Genomic DNA, 21,318 nt, shown 5'->3' with positions numbered 1-21,318 from the left:
AACATTGAGATTGTCACGCAACAAACGACCCTTATACGTACAAGTAAGAAATATTTTGCGCGAGCGCATTTTGCATGGGGTATACCCGCTTGGATCCTATATTCCGTCAGAGCCTCAGTTGGAAGAAGAATTTCAAGTCAGCAAAATTACAGTACGCAATGCGATTATAGAGCTTGTACAGGAAGGTTATGTAGAAAAAGGAAGCGGAAGAGGCACGAAGGTCATTCGCAATACATCTGCCTCAAAGCTGTCCAAATGGAAGCGATTTACGGAAATTCTTGTTGAGCAAGGACATACAATTCAAAAACGGGTTATTCGGGCCGAGGTCGTTCCGAATGTGGAAGGAAGCGTTCCATACCGATTGTTTGGTGATCGATGTCTGTGCATCGAGCGCGTATATGATTTGGACGGTTCACCGTATATCCACTATACTCACTATTTGGCGCATCAAGCGGAAGGTCTTGATTTGTCAGAATTAAATGAGCAGTCATTATATGAATGGCTGGAAGAGCAGCAGATTGAACTGGGGAAATATAAGGACGAATTTGCTGTCGCGACAGCACCAGAGACCGCAAGAGCAATTCTTACTGTGAGTAATGATCTACCGTTATTGAAACGTTCCCGGTATTCCTATGACGTGGATGGGACGCTTATTGAATATAGTGAAGGTTACTATCACACGGAGCTCCACAGTTATGTCGTTAATTATGATGGTTAAGCTTTTGCGGGGACGAATTTTTATTTAGCTAATATTCTGGACAGGAGCCCTTCTTTTGTAGATACAATTGTCTATTAGAGGAGGAGTAACTCCTGTCTTTTTTCGTTGCAAAAGAAGTTGAGTTCAATTGTGAATAATGATTGACAAAAAACGGCGTCCATTTACATAAAATTAAAGAATTATACTAATTTATAGTAAATGATATTGTTAATGGGCTCAATCCTGTATATAATACGTTATGGAAATGATTAACTATCCCTGCAAAAGGTTATCTCCTTGCATAAATTTACAAAGGAAGAGGGAACTAAGGAGGTGTCCAATATTCAACAGGAGGGCTTGGCCAAAGCCTCATGAACGTTCTTTTTGTTCTCTTATTCAGTTCAACTTCTGATCGACCGACCACATTGCATCTTTGACATGAACAGGTTATTTGCCCTTACTTCCTAGATGCCCTCATGATTAACACTGCTGCCGACTTATCAACTGTTTTGTTGCCCACACTCATGACGAACAATTGCAAATTTAATTTCATATAGCCATGCATCTAATCTCTTCTGCGGAGATGATCGCGAACTTATCCGGAACGTCAATTGACGGGTTCGGACGCTTACGAATATTTCGAATAGGGGAGAGTCAATGTGAACGTAAATCCTAACGAATGGTTTCCTTTGACGCAAGCGCAGCGAAGAATTTGGTACATGGAAATGATGCATCCTAATACGTCGGTTTCTACCGTTGCCGGTACGATGTACATTCGAGGCAAGGTCGACGTTGATATATTGAAGATGGCGATTAGCCAGGTGATCAAGCAGCATGATGCTTTTCGAATCCGAATTGAAACGGCTGATAATCAGCCGATGCAGCAATTCGTGCCGGAGGAACAAGTTATACCGAATATTGATTACTTAGAGTGGGAAAATCGTGAAGAAGCCGAGTCTTGGCTAAATCGCTTTAACCATATCCCTATTCATATATCGGATTCATTGTTGTATCATTTTGTTATTTTTAACATCAATGAAGAAGAGTTTTGGTTCAATCTTAAAATGAATCATATTGTCACGGATGGCGTGTCATCCCATCTTATCGCCAATAAAATTATGAAGAACTACACAGAGCTGGTAAGCGGCAACGTGGCGGCGAATGAGCAAGAAAAAAGTACCTACTTGGATTACATATTCGCGGAGCGGGAATACGATAACTCCGAACGATCTGCCAAGGATAAATCTTATTGGCTGGACAAGTTCAGAACAATGCCGGAAGTAGTAGGCATGAAATCATATCCTCCTTTTTCAATCGGTACGGAGGCCAGACGGACGAGCATCGCGATTAGCGGTGAAACGTACGAAAAAATTTACTTATTTAGCGAGCAGCACAAAATTAGCCTGTTTACATTGTTTTTGGGTTCTTTGTACGCCTTCTTATATAAAACGACCGGTAACAATGATATTGCTGTCGGTACCGCTTATGCCAACCGAACATCCAGACAGGACAAAGATGCGATCGGCATGTTCGTTAGTACAGTAGCCGCCCGTTTAACGCTAGATCCAGAGCACGATGTGCTGACCTTCCTACATAATGTCGCCAAGGAGCAAAAAGCGAACCTGCGTCATCAAAAATACCCTTATAACCAGCTTATTCTTGACTTGAGAGAACAAAATAACAATTCCGATTTACAGGATTTGTATCGCCTCTCTATAAACTACATGCCGATTCATTGGACAACCTACGGAGATCTTTCCGTCCGCCAGCGCAGCAGCTTTTGCGGGCATGAAGTAGACGATTTTGCTATTCATTTAGAGGACATGCTGGACGACAAGCAGATTAATTTCAATCTTGATTATCGTGTACAGTTGTTTGGAGAGCATGAAATCAATCGCTACATGGAACAAATCATGACCATCGTGGATCAAATGCTAAGCAATCCGAGCCAGACGCTGCATGAGCTGTCCATGATCAGCGATAAAGAGGCCCAAACGATTCTAACCCGATTCAATACAGCTTTGGCGGTGCAGCAGCCTGCCTTAACGGTTCATCAGTTGTTTGAGGAGCAGGTGGAACGCACGCCTGACAAGGTAGCCGTCGTATATCTGGATAGACAACTGACTTATAAAGAGTTGAACGACCGGGCCAATCGCCTAGCCCGAACCTTACGCGCCAACGGGGTAGCAGCCGAACAATTCGTTGGCATCATGGCGGATCGCTCCTTAGAAATGGTCGTGGGCATTCTAGCGATATTGAAGGCAGGCGGAGCTTACGTTCCAATCGATCCGGAGTATCCGGAAGAACGTATCTTATACATGCTGTCGGATTCCGCTGCACGAGTGCTGGTATCACAAAGTCATTTGCAATCGCGAGTCGATTATAAAGGCACTTGGATTATGCTTGATGATGAAAACTTTCATGACCAAAATTGCCACAATCTGGAGCAAATAAACGATTCGAGTCATTTAGCTTACGTTATCTATACTTCAGGGACAACAGGCCAGCCGAAGGGCGTCATGATAGAGCACCGGCAAATCACTGCATTAGGGAGCGCCTGGAAGGAAGCCTATCGCTTGGATGAGCCGGGCATACGAACCCTGCAATGGGCCAGCTTCTCGTTTGACGTATTTACAGGAGACATGGTGCGAGCACTTCTCTATGGCGGAGAGCTGATTATTTGTCCTAGCGAGGCGCGAGCCAATCCGGCGGCCATTTGCGATTTAATTGAAGCACATCGCATCGATATTTTTGAATCGACCCCGGCGCTCGTTATTCCGTTGATGGAATATGTGTATGAACATAACAAAGATATTAGCAGCTTACGCCTGCTCGTCGTTGGATCTGATCACTGCCCAACCACCGAGTATCGCAAATTAGTCGAACGATTCGGTTCGCAAATGCGAATTTTGAACAGTTACGGCGTAACAGAAGCTTGCGTTGATGCATGCTATTACGAAAGAAATAATGCGGAATCCCTGCAAGTGCTTCCGATAGGCAAGCCGCTTCCTTCGGTATCCATGTACATTTTGGACGAAAATAAGGCGCTGCAGCCGATTGGAGTTGTAGGTGAGCTATACATTGGCGGAGCTGGAGTTGGAAGAGGATACTTGAACCGTGAAGACCTGACGGCCGAAAAATTCATTGATGATCCCTATTCACAAGGAAAGATGTACCGAACCGGCGATTTGGCAAGATGGATGCCGGACGGAAACATTGAATACCTTGGAAGACTCGATCACCAAGTTAAAATTCGGGGTAATCGGGTAGAAATAGGTGAAATTGAAACTCGCTTGCTGCAAACATCGCTCGTTCGTGAAGCTGTCATCGTTGCGCGCGAGGATGAAAATGGACTTAAGGTATTATGCGCTTATTATGTTGCTGACGGGGAAATTGCGATTCATCAATTGCGGTCAGCACTTGCGGATCAATTGCCGGATTACATGATTCCGTCTTACTTCATGAAGCTGGAGCGGATGCCGCTTACGCCGAACGGCAAAATCGACCGCAACGGACTGCCGGCTCCATCCGGACAAGCATATACGGGCCAGGAATATTTGGAACCTCGGTCTGAAGCGGAACGAACATTGGCAAACGTATGGCAAACGGTTCTGGGTGTGAAAAGAGTCGGACTGCTGGATCATTTCTTCGAGCTTGGCGGAGATTCCATCAAATCGATTCAAGTATCTTCTCGCATGCAGCAGGCCGGATACAAGCTGGATATTCGGGATATGTTCAAATACCCGACTATTGAACAGCTGAGCCCGCGTATGGTGGCGGTTCGGAGGAAAGCTGAACAAGGAGAAGAAAGCGGAGAAGTCGAGCTCACTCCAATTCTGCGCTGGTACTTTGGGCAGCGCGGGGATCATTTGCATCATTATAATCAATCCATCATGCTGCACCGCAAGGAAGGCTTTGAGGAGGAGGCGCTGTGCAAGGCGCTGCAAAAGATTACAGAGCATCACGACGCGCTTCGCATCGTCTTTCGCCGCACGGAACGCGGGGAATATGAGGCTTGGAATCGGCGAGCAGATGAAGGCTCGTTATATTACTTGGAAGTAATAGATTTTAAGGAGAAAGTCGAAAGTGCTGAGTCGGTTCAGAACAAGCTTCTGGACGCTGCGGAAGCCATCCAAGCCGGAATTGATCTTGGATCAGGGCCTCTTGTTCGTGCGGGTCTGTTCCGCTGCACGGATGGGGATCACCTGCTTATCGCCATTCACCACGCTGTCATTGATGCCGTATCTTGGCGTATTTTGCTTGAGGATCTCGCATCTGGTTATGAGCAGGCATTGAACGGAAGTGAGATTCGTCTTCCTGACAAAACCGATTCCTTCCGATTATGGTCCCGGCAGCTTGCTGAATACGCACAGCAGCCGACAATGGAGCAGGAGAAAGCATATTGGAAGCAAATCGCCCAGAAAGAAGTTCAGCCGCTTCCAACGGACGAATCGGCAGTTGCTCTACAGCGGGACAGTGAATCGGTCACGATTGAATGGAGCTCTAACGACACCGAGCTGCTGTTGAAGCAAGCGCATCGTGCTTATAACACACAAATGGATGATCTCCTTCTGGCAGCACTTGGCATTGCCATCCGCAAATGGTGCGGACATGGGCAGATCAGAATTAACCTGGAAGGACACGGGCGGGAGTCGATCCTGCCGGATATCGATATTACACGAACAGTAGGCTGGTTTACGAGCGAATATCCGCTGCTTCTCGAGACGGAATCGGAAAAGGACTTGCCGCGTACGATCAAGGCGGTCAAAGAAAACTTGCGCGGCGTACCGAATAAAGGCATTGGTTATGGCATTTGCCGCTATTTATCCAAGTCTTGTGCCCAATTGGATTGGGGAACTACACCGGAAGTAAGCTTCAACTACTTAGGGCAGTTCGACCAAGATTTCCAGAACAGCGGATTTTCTCAGTCGCCGCTTTCAACGGGAAGCAATATTAGCGGAGATCAACCGCGCCCTTATTTGCTTGATATTAATGGGATGGTCACAGACGGAAAATTACAGCTCGATATCAGCTACGGACGCACGCAATACCGCATGGAGTCGATCGAGCAATTCGCTGGTCTATTTAAGGTCAGCTTACAAGAAATTATCGAGCATTGCGTGAGTAAGGAACGAGCAGAACTAACACCTAGTGATGTAACACTGCCGCAAATCAGCATTCAGGAACTGGAGCAAATTGTTGAACGGACGAGCAGCATTGGAGAAGTGGAAGATATTTATGTACTAACACCAATGCAGAAGGGCATGTGGTTCCATGCTGCCATGGATCGTCAGAAGGGAGCATATTTTGAGCTTACTCGCTTGACGCTTAAGGGAGAGCTGGACATTCAAGCCTTCGCTGCCAGTTGGAACGCATTGGTGGCTCGGCATGCTGTGTTCCGTACCAATTTCCTTGTCGATACGAACGGCGAGCCGCTGCAAGTTGTGTTTCGAAGCAAGCAAATCGAACTGAGGCATGAAGATTTGCGTGCCTTGGAACCAGCCGAACGGGCTGAGGCTATTGAGAAGGTAGAGACAAGGGAACGTGTTGAAGGGTTCGATTTGGAGAATGGGGACTTAATGCGCGTAACCGTTCTGCAAACAGAAGACGAGGTTTATGAGGTGATGTGGAGCTCTCATCACATTTTGATGGACGGCTGGTGCTTGCCGCTAGTTGCTAAAGAAGTGTTCGGCACATATTCCGCGCTCGTCGGAGGCAAAAAGCCAGTTCAAGCTTCCATTCCTTCTTACAATCAATATATCGAGTGGCTTGGACGGCAGGATGAGTCGGCTGCTGCAGCTTACTGGCAGGACTACCTGTCAGGATTTGAAGAGACAACTTCATTGCCGCACAGCATTGTGCGCGGACATTCCGGCACGTATGAAGCGGATCAATTGCGGTGTGAGCTTGGTGCAGATCTAAGTCTTAAAATCAATCTAGCAGCGACGCAGCACCAAGTGACGTTAAATACGCTGCTGCAGGCGGCATGGGGTATTTTGCTGCAAAAGTATAACCGAACATCTGACGTGGTTTTTGGCAGCGTCGTATCTGGCAGACCGGCGGAACTCGTCGGAATCGAAGACATGATCGGCTTGTTTATCAACACGATTCCAGTGCGTGTTAACTGCCAAGCGGACATCAGCTTTGCAGAAGTGATGACGCAGATACAGGAGCAGGCTTTATCGTCTGCCAAGCATGACTACTATCCACTGTATGAGATTCAAGCACAGAGTGCGCAGAAGCAGGACTTAATCAACCACATCATGGTGCTTGAGAATTATCCAATGGAAGAACAGCTTGATCAGTTCAGCAGCTTGGACGGCAAAGGTCTGAAATTGGCGGATGTGATTGTGTCCGAACAAACGAATTACGATTTGAACCTTATCATTGTGCCTGGCGACAATATCGTTATTCGCTTTGATTATAACAAGCTGGCGTTGGATCAGGCTGGCATAACCGCATTGAAAGGGCATCTGCTGCACCTATTGAAGCAAATTGCCACCAATCCGCAAACGGCTGTTGGCCAATTGGAACTGGCAACGGAGCAAGAAAAACGGTTATTTTGAACGAATTCAACGATACGTCCGTAAGTTATCCGCGCGACAAGACGATACATCATTTGTTCGAAGAGCGGGCCGAACAGCAGCCAGACGCGATAGCTGCCATATTCGGCAATAAGCAGATGACTTATCGGGAGCTGAATGCGAAGGCCAACAGAATGGCGCGGCAACTGCGGGAAACCGGAATCAGTACTGGGGCTCGGGTTGGCATCAGCGTGGAACGCTCATTGGAAATGCTTGTAGGCTTGCTGGCTATCCTTAAGGCTGGCGGAGCCTATGTGCCGATCGATCCGGCATATCCGCAAGAGCGGATAAATGCCATGGTGGAAGATACGTCGATGGCAGTGATGGTGACGCAGAAGCATTTGCGGAACATGTGGCCGGAAAGCATGAGCGTCATTGCACTCGATGAAACTGAATCTGCAGTAGACTATTCTGCCAACAAAGCGCAGTGCGAGAACCTGCCGGATGCAGGGACGGGAGAAGACTTGGCATACATCGTCTATACGTCTGGTTCCACAGGTACGCCGAAGGGCGTATGTGTAACGCATCGCGGGGTCGTTCGTCTCGTCAGTGCCGCAACCTATGTAGACATCAATGAAAATGATGTATTTTTGCAGGGATCCACGATTTCATTTGATGCGGCTACCTTCGAAATTTGGGGCAGTCTGCTGAATGGAGCAGCGCTTGCTATCCTGCCTCCAGGCAATCAATCGCTTGCGGATTGGGCAGAAGCGATACAGCGCCATCAGGTAACGACAATGTGGATGACGGCCGGGTTATTCCAAGTGATGGCTGAACAGCATATTCATGGTTTTAGCGGAGTCAAGCAGCTGCTGGTAGGCGGAGATGTCGTATCATCCGCACATGCCCGTAAAGTGTTGGAGCATCATAGCGGAATTCGCCTCATCAATGGCTATGGTCCGACGGAAAACACAACCTTCACCTGCTGCCATCACATTGCAGAAGCGGATTTAGAGCGTGCGTCGATTCCGATCGGCCGCCCGATCGGCAATACGCGGGTGTATGTGCTTGATGAAGCTGGAAATCTTCTTCCGGTTGGCGTAGTAGGCGAGCTGTATACAGGTGGAGACGGATTGGCTAGTGGTTACTTGAACCGTCCTGAATTGACGGAGGAAAAATTCGTAAACGATCCGTTCGTCCCAGGCGAGCGGCTGTACCGAACCGGCGATTTGGCGAGATGGCTGCCGGACGGAACGATTGAATTTATGGGACGCTGTGATGAACAAGTGAAGATTCGCGGTTACCGGATTGAACTCGGCGAGGTACTGGCCCATGTACTACGGATCGAACAAGTGAGCGAAGCTGCGGTCATAGCGCGTGAAGATGCAAGTGGACAAAAAGTATTATGTGCTTATTTCACGGCAGGCTATGAGCTTGCGCCTTCAGAACTCAGCGAGGCACTAGCCCGAGAATTGCCGGGCTATATGATACCGTCTCACTTCATCCAGATTGACAAGCTGCCTTTGACGCCTAACGGCAAGGTCGATCGCAGGGCGCTTCCTGTCCCAGAGGAAGGACTTCGTGTCCATGAACTCGTCCAGCCGCGCACGGACTTGGAGGCAAAGCTGGCATGCATTTGGAAGGATGTGCTTGGTCTCGAGCATGTCGGCGTTACCGATTCGTTCTTCGAATTGGGCGGCCATTCCTTGCGCGCCACGACGCTCGTCAGCAAGCTGCATCGGGAACTCAGTGTTTTGCTGCCGCTCCGAGACGTGTTCCGATGCCCTACGATTGAGCAGATGGCGATCGCCATTGAAGGCATGCAGCAGGAGCATTTCCATTCCATCAACAAAACAGAGGAACGCGAGTGGTATCCAGTATCGTCCGCTCAGAAGCGGTTGTTCGTTCTCCATCAGATGGAGGGGGCAGAGCAGTCCTATAATATGCCGGGTGTCATGATGATGGAAGGCAAGCTAGATCGCGAACGCTTGGAATCCGCGTTCCACGGCTTGATTGAAAGGCATGAGGTACTGCGCACCGGGTTCGAAATGAAGAACGGCGAGCCTGTACAGATCGTATATGAGCAGGCAGAGTTCACTGTGGAGCATTGGCAAGCTGATGAAGCATCGGAAGTCGAATCTATTCTGCGTACTTTCGTCCGTACGTTCCAATTGAATCAGCCTCCGCTGATTCGCGTGGGACTAATCGAATTAGGCGCTGAGCGCCATATGTTGTTGTTCGACATGCATCACATTATTTCGGATGGGGCTTCCATGGGCATCTTGCTCGAAGAGTTCGCAGCGCTATACAGCGGCGAAACTCTGCCGGATTTGCATATCCAGTACAAGGATTATGCAGTGTGGCAGCAAAGCGAAGGATATCTGTCTCGGATGAAGGAGCAGAAATCATACTGGTTGAAATCGTTGGACGGCGAGCTGCCGGTTCTGCAGCTGCCTGCGGACTATCCGCGACCTGCCTTCCGAAGCTTTGCAGGCAGCACGCTGGAGTTCTCCATTTCTGCTGACAAGGTAGATGCGCTGAAGCAGATTGCGGCAGGATCAGATGCTACCATGTACATGGTATTGCTGACCCTGTACTCATCTTTGCTTTATAAGTATACGGGGCAGGAGGACGTCATTGTCGGCATGCCAATTGCAGGCAGAACGCATGATGACATTCAACCGCTCATCGGTATGTTCGTCAACACGCTTCCGCTCCGCAATTACCCGGCAGGAGAGAAGACATTCCGTTCCTTCCTGAAGGAAGTCCGGCATACGACATTGCAGGCCTATGAACATCAGGAATATCCGTTCGAGGAACTGATCGATCATATTCAGCCGACGAGGGACGTAAGCCGCAATCCGGTATTCGATACTGCGCTCGTCCTGCAAAATACGGAAAAAGGCTTATGGTCCATTGATGGACTTACTGTGACGCCGAATCCAATCGAGCATGCGGTGGCCAAGTTCGATCTTACACTGCACATCGAAGAAAACGATGCGGGCCTCATGTGCAGTATGGAATATGCAACTGCTCTGTACAAGCGTGAAACGATTGAACGAATGACGGCCCATTTCAATCAATTGATGGAGGCGGTTATCCATAATCCGGACATTCGATTGGAACAGCTCGGCATCGTAACCGAAGCAGAGAAGCAGCAATTAATGGAGCAGTTCAATGATACGGCGGCAGACTATCCGAGAGACATGACGATTCACCGTTTGTTCGAGGAACAGGTCGAACGAACACCAGATGCAATTGCTGTAACGGCAGCGAATGGTATCCTGACTTATCGGGAGCTGAACGAACGGGCGAACCGCTTGGCTTGGACGCTGCGTACGGAAGGAGTCAACGCTGATACGCTGGTAGGCATCATGGCCGAGCGTACAACAGACATGCTTGTAGGGCTTCTTGCCATTCTTAAGGCTGGGGGAGCCTATGTGCCGATCGATCCGGAGTATCCGAGCGATCGCATCGGCTATATGCTGAGCGATTCCGGTGCGGATATTTTGCTGTTGCCGCAGCATCTGCAGGAGCAGGTTGATTTTGCAGGCAAAGTTATGTTCCTTGATGACGAGCAAGCATACGGCGGAGACATTTCTAACCCGGCACCGGTCAACAAGCCTTCCGATTTGGCCTATGTCATCTATACGTCGGGAACGACTGGCAAGCCGAAGGGAACTCTGATTGAACATAAAAACGTCGTGCGCCTGCTGTTCAACAGCAAAAATCTGTTTGACTTCCGATCATCCGATACATGGACGCTATTCCATTCCTTCTGCTTCGACTTCTCGGTATGGGAAATGTACGGCGCGTTACTATACGGCGGGAAATTGGTAGTCGTGCCGCAACTGACGGCCAAAAATCCGGCGAAGTTCCTAGAACTGCTGGCCGAAGAACAGGTAACTGTCCTCAATCAGACGCCGACCTATTTTTATCAGTTGATGCGGGAGGCATTGGCTGACGGAAGTCCGAAACTGAACATCCGTATGGTCATATTTGGTGGAGAAGCGCTAAGTCCACAACTGCTGAAGGATTGGAGAGCGAAATATCCGAGCACGAAGCTGATCAATATGTACGGCATTACCGAAACGACAGTCCATGTTACGTACAAGGAGATAACTGAGACGGAAATCGATCAAGCGAGAAGCAACATCGGGTTCCCGATTCCGACCTTGCGCATTTACATTCTAGACACGAACCGGCAATGCGTTCCGGTAGGCGTGGCGGGAGAAATGTATGTCGCGGGAGAAGGTCTTGCACGTGGATATTTGAATCGTCCTGAGCTTACAGCCGACAGATTTGTTGACAATCCGTTCGAGCCGGGAGGAAAGATGTACAAGACCGGCGATTTGGCGAAATGGCTGTCAGACGGCAATATTGAATATTTGGGCCGGATCGATCATCAAGTCAAAATCCGCGGCTATCGAATCGAGCTTGGCGAGGTTGAAGCACAAATTACTAAGATAGCATCGATTCGGGAAGCCATTGTCATTGCTCGGGAAGAAAACGGCGGAGAAAAACTACTGTGCGCCTATTTTGTGGCGGATCGCCAGTTGACCGTAGGCGAATTGAGAAGCGAGCTGGCGCAGGAATTGCCGGCATATATGATACCGTCTTATTTCGTGCAGCTGGAGCGCATGCCGCTCACTTCCAATGGCAAGGTAGATCGCAAAGCGCTGCCTGCTCCGGAGGGAAGCATCAATATAGGCACGGAATATGTAGCGCCGCGCACACCGCTCGAAGCGAGCCTTGCCCGCATGTGGGAGCAGTTGCTTGGCCTTGAACGAGTCGGCGTGAATGATAATTTCTTCGAGCTCGGCGGCCATTCCCTGCGCGCGACGGCTTTGGTTAATAAGGTGCATCAAGAATTGAATATTCAGTTACCGCTGCGAGATGTGTTCCGCTATCCTACGATCGGAGAGCTGGCAGCCGCCGTGTCCGCAATGGCTGAGGACGCTTATTCGTCGATCGCGGTAGCTGAAGCACGCGAGTATTATCCAGTGTCCTCCGCACAAAAGCGGCTGTACATTCTGCATCAGCTTGAAGGCGCGGAGCAAGGCTACAATATGCCTGGCGTCATGCTGATCGAAGGAGAACTGGATCGAGACAGATTCGAGACCGCATTCCGCAAATTGATCGAGCGGCACGATATATTGCGTACGAGCTTCGATTTGGAGTTTGGGGAACCTGTACAGCGTGTACTCGATACCGTGAACTTTGCAATCGAATACCACAAAGCCGCAGAACGTGACATCCAGCAGTTAACGCGGCAGTTTATTCGTTCGTTCGATCTCAATAAGCCGCCATTACTGCGAGCAGGACTGATCGAAATTGCGGAAGCAAAGCATCAATATGTACTTCTGTTCGACATGCACCATATTATTTCGGACGGTGTATCGATAGGTATCGTGCTGCGGGAATTGTCACAGCACTATCATGGGGAAGACGTACCACCGCTCCGCATCCAGTATAAGGATTATGCAGTATGGCAGCAGTCGGAGGCACATAAGGAACAATTGAAGCAGCAGCAAGCGTACTGGCTTGACGAATTCCGCGGAGAATTGCCGATATTGGAGCTGCCGACGGATTTTGCTCGACCGGCTGTGCAGAAGTATGACGGCCTAACACTTCCTTTCAGAATCGACAAGAACGTGAGCGAGGGCTTGAATCGAATTGCTGCTGAAACCGGTACGACGCTATATATGGTGCTTCTGGCCGCCTATACCGTCATGCTTCATAAGTATACGGGCCAAGACGATATCGTGGTTGGGACACCGATTGCAGGAAGAACGCATGGCGAGCTGCAGCCGATTATCGGAATGTTTGTTAATACGCTCGCGATTCGCACTTATCCAGAAGGCGAGAAGCTGTTCCGCTCGTATTTGGACGAGATCAAGAATACAATGCTAGGCGCTTATGAGCATCAGGACTATCCATTCGAGGATTTGGTGGACAGCTTGCAATTGACTAGAGATTTAAGCCGCAACCCATTGTTTGACACGATGTTCGCGTTAGACAATACGGAGCTGATGAACGATTCACTGGGCGAGCTGGAGATGAAGCCATATCCGTTGGAATACACAATTTCTAAATTCGATGTGAGCTTGGATGTGAAAGAAGATGGGGACGGACTGGATTGCAGCATTGAATATGCAACTTCCTTGTTCAAGTCGGAAACGATCGTCTGCATGGCCCAGCACTTCAAGCAATTGTTAACCGATATCGTCACACAGCCGGAAGCTTGCCTGAAAGAGCTTGCCATGTTGACGACGACAGAGCGGGAAGAAATATTGACTGTATTCAATCGTGAGAATTTCTCAATCCCTTCCGCGGGCACGATTCACAGTTTGTTCGAAGAGCAGGTTGCGCGCACGCCGGAGCACACTGCGGTCGTGTTCAAGCAAGAGCGAATGACCTACCGAGAGCTGAATGAACGGGCCAATAAACTAGCAAGAACACTTCGAGGACAAGGCGCAAGGCCGAATGAGCTGATCGGCGTTATGGCTGATCGTTCGCTCGACATGGTTGTTGCAATCATGGCTGTCTTGAAGTCAGGTGGAGCTTATGTCCCAATTGATCCGGAATATCCGGAGGATCGTATTCGCTATATGCTGGAAGATGCGAACGCACGGCTGCTGTTGACACAGCGCCATTTGCAGACAAAAGTATCCTTTGACGGAACGTGGGTATTGCTTGAGGAGGGAGCTTCCTATCAGGAGGACGCGACGAATCTAGAGCCGATCAGCGGGCATTCTGATCTATGCTATGTCATCTACACGTCGGGAACGACTGGCAATCCGAAAGGAGTTATGATCGAGCACCGTCATCTGGCTGCCATGGCCGACGCCTGGAAGTCGGAATATGGACTGCATGAGCCGGGAATCCGTTGGCTGCAGTGGGCCAGCTTTTCGTTCGACGTATTTTCCGGAGATCTTGTTCGCACACTGCTGCACGGCGGAGAACTGATACTTTGCCCGAGCGAAGCAAGAGCGAATCCAGCCGAAATTTGCGAGCTGCTTCGCAACTGCGGCATCCATATGTTCGAATCGACGCCTGCTCTTGTCATTCCGCTTATGGAGCATGTCCATGAGCATCGGGTGGACATCGGCAGTCTCAAGTTGTTGATTATCGGTTCGGATTTGTGTCCAGCGGATGATTTCCGCAGGCTGATTGACCGCTTTGGTTCACACCTGCGCATCGTTAATAGCTACGGGGTAACCGAAGCGTGCGTGGACTCCAGCTATTATGAACCGCAATCAGCGGTGACGGTTCGTGCAATCCCAATCGGCAAGCCGCTACCATACGTTGCGATGTACGTTCTGGGCGAAAACCAATCGCTCCAACCTGTCGGCTTGGCAGGAGAACTCTATATCGGAGGAGCTGGGGTGGGCCGCGGATACTGGAACAGACCAGAATTGACGGCGGACAAGTTCGTAGATGATCCGTTCGCACCTGGTCAACGCATGTACCGCACGGGCGATTTGGCAAAATGGCTGCCTGACGGCAACATCGCATTGATTGGACGTACAGATCATCAGGTCAAAATACGCGGATACCGCATCGAAATTGGAGAAGTTGAATCGAAGCTACAGAACATGCCAAATGTTGGCGAAGCGGCCGTCGTTGCAAGGGAAGACGGCAGCGGACGGAAGGTGCTGTGTGCTTACTATACGTCAGAACGCGAGCTGACAGCAGGCGAATGGAGGGCGGCGCTGGCGAAGGAACTTCCAGCATATATGATACCGTCGCATTTCCTGAGACTTGATCAGATGCCGCTTACACCGAACGGCAAGCTTGACCGCAAGGGACTTCCAGCGCCGGAGGGCATTGCGTATACCGGTATAGAATACGCAGCGCCGCGCACGGATGCAGAGAAGGCGTTGGCTGCGGCATGGGAGAGCGTCCTGCATGTAGAACGGATTGGAACGAACGATCATTTCTTTGAGCTGGGCGGGGATTCGATTAAATCAATCCAAGTGTCCTCACGGCTGCACCAAGCTGGCTACAAGCTGGAAATCCGAGACCTGTTCAAATACCCGACAATTGCACAATTGGCGCACCAGCTTCAGCCGATCGGCAGAATAGCCGACCAAGGAGAAGTATTCGGCGAAGCCGAGCTGACACCGATTCAACGCTGGTATTTCGGACTGGGATTGGATGAAGCGCACCACTACAATCAGTCGTTTATGCTGTATCGGCAGGACGGATTTGATGAGACGGCTCTACGCAAAACTTTACGTAAAATTGTGGAACATCACGATGCGCTGCGGATGGTATTCCGCAAAACCGATGCTGGATATGCAGCTTGGAATCGGGCAATCGAAGAGGGCGAGCTGTTTAACTTTGTTACTCTGGATGTGGAGAACGAAGAAGAGGTTGCACAGGTCGTCGAAGTGAAAGCAAGCGAAATTCAAGCAAGCATCGATTTGCATAGCGGTCCGCTTGTGAAGGCTGGTTTGTTCCGCACCGAACAAGGACATCATTTGCTTTTGGCTATCCATCATGCCGTTGTGGACGGTGTCTCCTGGCGCATCCTGCTGGAGGATTTTGCGGCAGGCTATGAACAAGCGCTCAATGGCGGCGATATCCGTTTGCCTTCGAAGACAGATTCTTATCTCGCTTGGTCGCGTAGTCTAGTTGAATACGCTGCAGACACGGCGATGGACAGAGAGCGCGAATACTGGACAAACGTTTTGAGCGCCGGCGCTGCTCCGCTGGCGAAAGACTTTGAAGCAGAGAAGAGCATGCAGCAAGACAGCCATTCCGTCGTCGTTGCGTGGAGCGAAGAGGAAACTGAGCAACTGTTGAAACAGGTACATCGTGCTTATAACACGGACATGAACGACATATTGCTTGCTGCCTTCGCAATGGCTGCACAGAAATGGAGCGGGCAAAATCGAGTACTCGTGAATCTAGAATCGCATGGACGTGAGCCAATCGTCGGCGAGCTTGATATTACGCGGACGGTAGGCTGGTTCACAAGCGAGTATCCGGTGCTGCTGAAATGGGAGCCGAACCGGAGCTTGGCTTATCATATCAAGGAGCTCAAGGAAAATCTGCGCCGGATTCCGAACAAGGGAATCGGGTACGGAATATGCCGTTACCTGACCGCAACGGAAGAAGGCTTGGACTGGGGCGCTGCGCCTGACATCAGCTTCAACTATTTGGGGCAGTTCGATCAAGAAACAATAGGTGACGGCATGTCCGTATCTCCGTATTCGCGAGGAGCGGATGCAAGCGCCAAGCATGCTAGACAATATGCGCTCGATATCAACGGAGCGATTACGGACGGCGCACTGTCCTTTGACATAAGCTACAGCGGTTCTGAATATCGTCAGGAGACGATTGAGCAGTTGGCCAGCCATATGCGTGCGAGCCTGCTTGAGATCATTGATCATTGCATGGCGAAGGAGCACACGGAGTTGACACCGAGCGACTTACTGCTGCAAGGGCTGAACATTGAGCAGTTGGAGCGGATTACAGAAGAGACGCAGGATCTTGGTATCATCGAAAATATGTACATGCTGACCCCGATGCAAAAGGGCATGTGGTTCCACAATGCAGTGGATGGGGAAGAAGGGGCTCATGGTGCTTATTTCGAGCAAACTCGATTTACGCTGCGGGGCGAGCTCGATCCTGGCATGTTTGCCAGAAGCTTGAATGAGCTGGCTCTAAAGCATGCCGTGCTGCGTACGAATTTCTACAGCTTGGAAGGCGAACCGGTGCAAATCGTGTTCCGCGAAGGACGAATTACGTGCACATGTAAGGATTTGAGCGAGCTGCTGCCTGACGAGCAAACGGCAGCAATCGAAAGTATCGTGGCGGGTGACAAGCTGCGAGGATTTGATCTTGAGCGGGATCCGCTAGTGCGCGTCACCTTAATGCGGACAGGAGAATTAAGCTGCCATGTGCTGTGGAGCTCCCATCATATTCTGATGGATGGCTGGTGCCTGCCACAGCTGACGGAAGAACTATTCCGCACGTACTCAGCCCTCATGGATCAACCAGTCCAATCGGCGCTGCACGAGGAGGCTGATATGCCTGACTACAGCCGATACATCGAATGGCTGGCGCGTCAGGACATGAATGCGGCGGCTGACTATTGGAGTGGCTATTTGGGTGGATATGACCAGCAAACGCGATTGCCTAACGGTAAGATCGCAGGCAAAGATAAGCCGTATAAGCTAGAACAAGCGTCCTGCAAAATGGGAATCGAGCTGACATCCCGCATGAACCGGGCTGCCAAGCAGCATCAAGTGACGTTGAACACGTTGCTGCAAGCGGCGTGGGGGATCGTGCTTCAAAGATACAACGGCACCGAAGATGTCGTATTTGGCGGCGTTGTATCGGGTCGTCCGGCTGACGTGCCGGGCGTCGAATCGATGATTGGATTGTTCATCAACACGATTCCGGTGCGAGTAAGCTGCACAGCCGACGCAAGCTTCGTCAAGGTAGCGGAACAACTGCAAAATGCGGCGCTCGAATCCGGACGATACGATTATTATCCGTTATATGAAATCCAATCCAGAACGGCGCAGAAGCAGGACTTGATCAGCCATATCATGGTGTTCGAGAACTATCCGCTGGATGAGCGTATGGAACAAACCGGCGATGGCATCGGTCGGGATCTTGCCATAACGGATGTGCAGGCTGCCGAACAGACGAATTATGATTTCAATTTCATGATCGTGCCGGGTGATAATCTCCTTATTCGCTTTGATTACAATGCGCAGGTTTACGATCGTGCCGACATGGAGCGGCTGCAAAACCATCTTAAGCATGTGCTCGAACAAGTGGCAAATAATCCGGACATTGTTGTAGGCGAACTGCAACTGGCTACAGAAGCCGAACAGACGGAGCTGATGACGGCATTCAACGAAACGGCAGCCGAATATCCTTGCGAACAGACGATTCATCGGATGTTCGAGGAGCAAACGCAGCGGATGCCAGATGCGGCGGCCGTGCTGTTCGGGGACGAGTGCTTAACGTATCAGGAATTGAATGAACGCTCGAACCGACTAGCGAGAACATTGCGGGCGGCCGGTGTCGTACCGGATCAGATCGTCGGCATTATGGCGGAACGTTCGTTGGAGCTGATGGTCGGAATCATGGGTATTCTGAAGGCCGGCGGCGCCTATGTGCCGATTGCGCCGGATTATCCGGAAGATCGCATCCGGTACATGCTGGAAGATTCAGAGGCTCAAGTGCTGCTCGTGCAGGGCAGTGCGGGAGAAGGAATAGACTTTGCGGGACACGTCATCGATCTGGACGATGCTGGAGCGTACGACGACGATGCTTCCAATCTAGAAGCGGTCAATAAGCCGACCGATATGGCCTATATTATCTACACGTCAGGCACGACTGGCCGTCCAAAAGGGGTTATGGTCGAGCATACATCGGTCATCAATCGCTTGCTGTGGATGCAGAAGCAGTATCCGATTGGCGCAGAAGACACCATTATGCAGAAGACGGCGATTACGTTCGACGTATCCGTCTGGGAGCTGTTCTGGTGGGCTTTCGTCGGCTCGAAGGTGCTCATGCTTCCAGTTGGCGGAGAGAAGAATCCGGCAGCGATCGTCGAAGCGATCGAGCGTCACGGCATCACGACAATGCACTTCGTGCCGTCTATGCTGCACGCCTTCCTCGAACATGTGGAGCAGCTGCCTGAAGCAGAGCGCAAGTGCGGCTTGTCGCCGCTGCGGCAGGTATTCACGAGCGGTGAGGCGCTGCTTGTGTCACAGGTAGAACGGTTCTATCGCTACATCGCGCCAGCAAGTGATGCACGTCTGATCAACCTGTACGGACCGACAGAAGCGACAGTGGATGTTACGTACTTCGACTGCGAGCCTGGGCAAGCCTACGTAAGCGTGCCGATCGGCAAGCCGATTGACAATACGCGCATTTATATCGTGAACGGGCATAATCAGGTGCAGCCGATCGGCGTGGCGGGCGAACTGTGCATTGCAGGTGTTGGATTAGCACGAGGATACTGGAACCGTCCGGAGCTGACAGCAGAGAAATTCGTCACAGTATCTTCTGTGGGCGAACGGATGTATAGAACGGGCGACCTGGCACGATGGCTGCCAGACGGCAATATTGAATATTTGGGACGGATCGACCATCAAGTGAAGATCCGCGGATACCGGATTGAGCTGGGCGAACTGGAAACGGCGCTTCTAAATATCGATGCGATTAGAGAGACGGTCGTTGTAGCGCGGGAAGACGAGAGCGGCCAGAAATCACTGTGCGCTTACTATGTAGCAGACGGTGAGCCAGCAGTGAGCGACTTGAGAGCAGCGCTTGCCGCAGAGCTGCCGAGCTATATGATTCCATCCTACTTCGTACAGCTCGAGCAGATGCCGCTGGCGCCGAATGGCAAGCTGGATCGTAAAGCACTCCCGGCTCCGAAAGATATGATCCGTACCGACGTTGAGCGCGCAGCACCGCGAACGCCGTTAGAAGTGAAGCTTGTGCGTATTTGGCAGGAAGTGCTTGGTCTAGATCATATCGGTGTGAAGGACGACTTCTTCGAATTGGGCGGACACTCCCTGCGGGCAACCGCGCTTGCCGGCAAGCTGAGCAAGGAACTGCACGTTGCTCTTCCGCTGAGGGACATTTTCCGCAATTCGACGGTTGAAACGATGGCGCAGGCGATCGCCAAATTGGAGAAGCAGGAATACCGTGCGATTCCGATAGCACCGGTAGCTGGACATTATCCGCTCTCCTCGGCTCAAAAGCGGATCTACATTTTACATCAGGCTGAAGGGGCGCAGCAGAGCTACAACATGCCAGGGGCTATGCTGGTTCAAGGGCATATCGATCGCTCCCGCTTGGAAGCGGCGCTTCAGAAGTTGATTGCCCGTCATGATACACTGCGTTCCAGCTTTGAAATGGTGGATGGAGAACCGGTACAGCGGATTCGTCAGCAAGTCGAAATTGAACTTGAGTATTCGTATGCCACAGAGAAGGATGCTGAAGACATCGCTGCGCAATTCGTCCGAGAATTCGATTTGGAGCAGCCGCCGCTGCTTAGAGTCGGACTCGTCCAACTGGAGCATGAGGAGCAGCATCTCTTACTGTTCGATATGCACCATATTATTTCAGATGGGATTTCAACGAACATATTGATTGACGAGCTTGCCCGTTTGTATGACGGGGAGGAGCTTCCTCCACTGGAGATACAGTACAAGGATTATGTGCTGTGGCAGCAGTCAGAAGCGCAAAGCGAGCGAATGAAAGAGCATGAGCAATTCTGGCTGAACTCATTGGGCAACGAGCTTCCGTTGTTGGAGCTCCCAACCGAATTCGCCAGAACCGATCGCCGCAGCTATGACGGAGACAATCTGCATTTCGCGATTGACGGGCAGTTGAATGAAAAGCTGCAGCACCTCGCAGCCCAAACTGGAGCAACCATTTATATGGTGCTGCTGGCAGCTTACACGACATTGCTTCATAAATATTCAGGTCAAGACGATCTTGTCGTCGGTACTCCAATCGCAGGCAGAACGCATGCAGATACGGAGCAATTGATCGGAATGTTCGTCAACTCGCTGGCAATTCGCAATTATCCGCATGCGGATAAGAGCTTCCTTCATTATTTGGAGGAAGTGAAGGAGTCGACGCTGAATGCCTTCGAACATCAGGATTACCCGTTCGACAAGCTTGTGGACCAACTGCAGTCAGCTTGGGTTCCTGGTCGAAATCCGGTATTCGATACCATGTTCGTGCTGCAAAATGCAACTGCCCGCACGGTCAATGTGGGAGAAATGTCCTTTGAGCCATTAATTCCATCGCATACCGTAGCAAAATTCGACTTAACCTTGGAAATGGAGATCGAAGACGGAAAGCTGAGCGGGCAATTCGAATACTGCACAAAGCTGTTCTCTTCGAATATGATTGCGAACTTTGTGGAGGATTTCTTGGATATTCTGTCTCAACTTTGTGATCGACCTGACATTAGATTGGGCGATATTCAATTGAGCGGCAGCGGGGAAGAAGACGAAGTGTTGGAGGAAGAAATCGATTTTGCCTTTTAATTTCGCTCTAAGCTGCTGTTCCGTCTGAACAGTGATTGCAGAAGGTATGGCCTCGTTC

The 21,318-nt window shown here is 50.4% G+C and carries 3 protein-coding genes; all 3 read left to right on the top strand.

Annotated elements, in window-relative coordinates; genetic code table 11:
- Nucleotides 1–4: 4 nt before the first annotated feature.
- Nucleotides 5–718, top strand: a complete 714-nt coding sequence (locus PAV_RS23175) for a GntR family transcriptional regulator (protein ID WP_005550272.1) — start codon at nucleotides 5–7, stop codon at nucleotides 716–718.
- Between the two features lie 638 nt (nucleotides 719–1,356).
- Nucleotides 1,357–7,263 (top strand): non-ribosomal peptide synthetase, encoded by a 5,907-nt coding sequence (locus PAV_RS32700; protein WP_005550270.1) that lies wholly within the window; start codon nucleotides 1,357–1,359, stop codon nucleotides 7,261–7,263.
- Entirely contained in the window at nucleotides 7,260–21,260 is a 14,001-nt protein-coding gene (locus tag PAV_RS23170; RefSeq protein ID WP_005550268.1) for a non-ribosomal peptide synthetase, read from the top strand. Before PAV_RS32700 ends, PAV_RS23170 begins: the two co-directional genes overlap by 4 nt.
- Nucleotides 21,261–21,318: the final 58 nt, after the last annotated feature.

Origin of the sequence: Paenibacillus alvei DSM 29, assembly GCF_000293805.1 — a bacterium.
GTDB lineage: Bacteria > Bacillota > Bacilli > Paenibacillales > Paenibacillaceae > Paenibacillus_B > Paenibacillus_B alvei.
The sequence above is the reverse complement of the archived record's forward strand: the minus strand, read 5'-3'. Positions and strand labels throughout refer to the sequence as shown.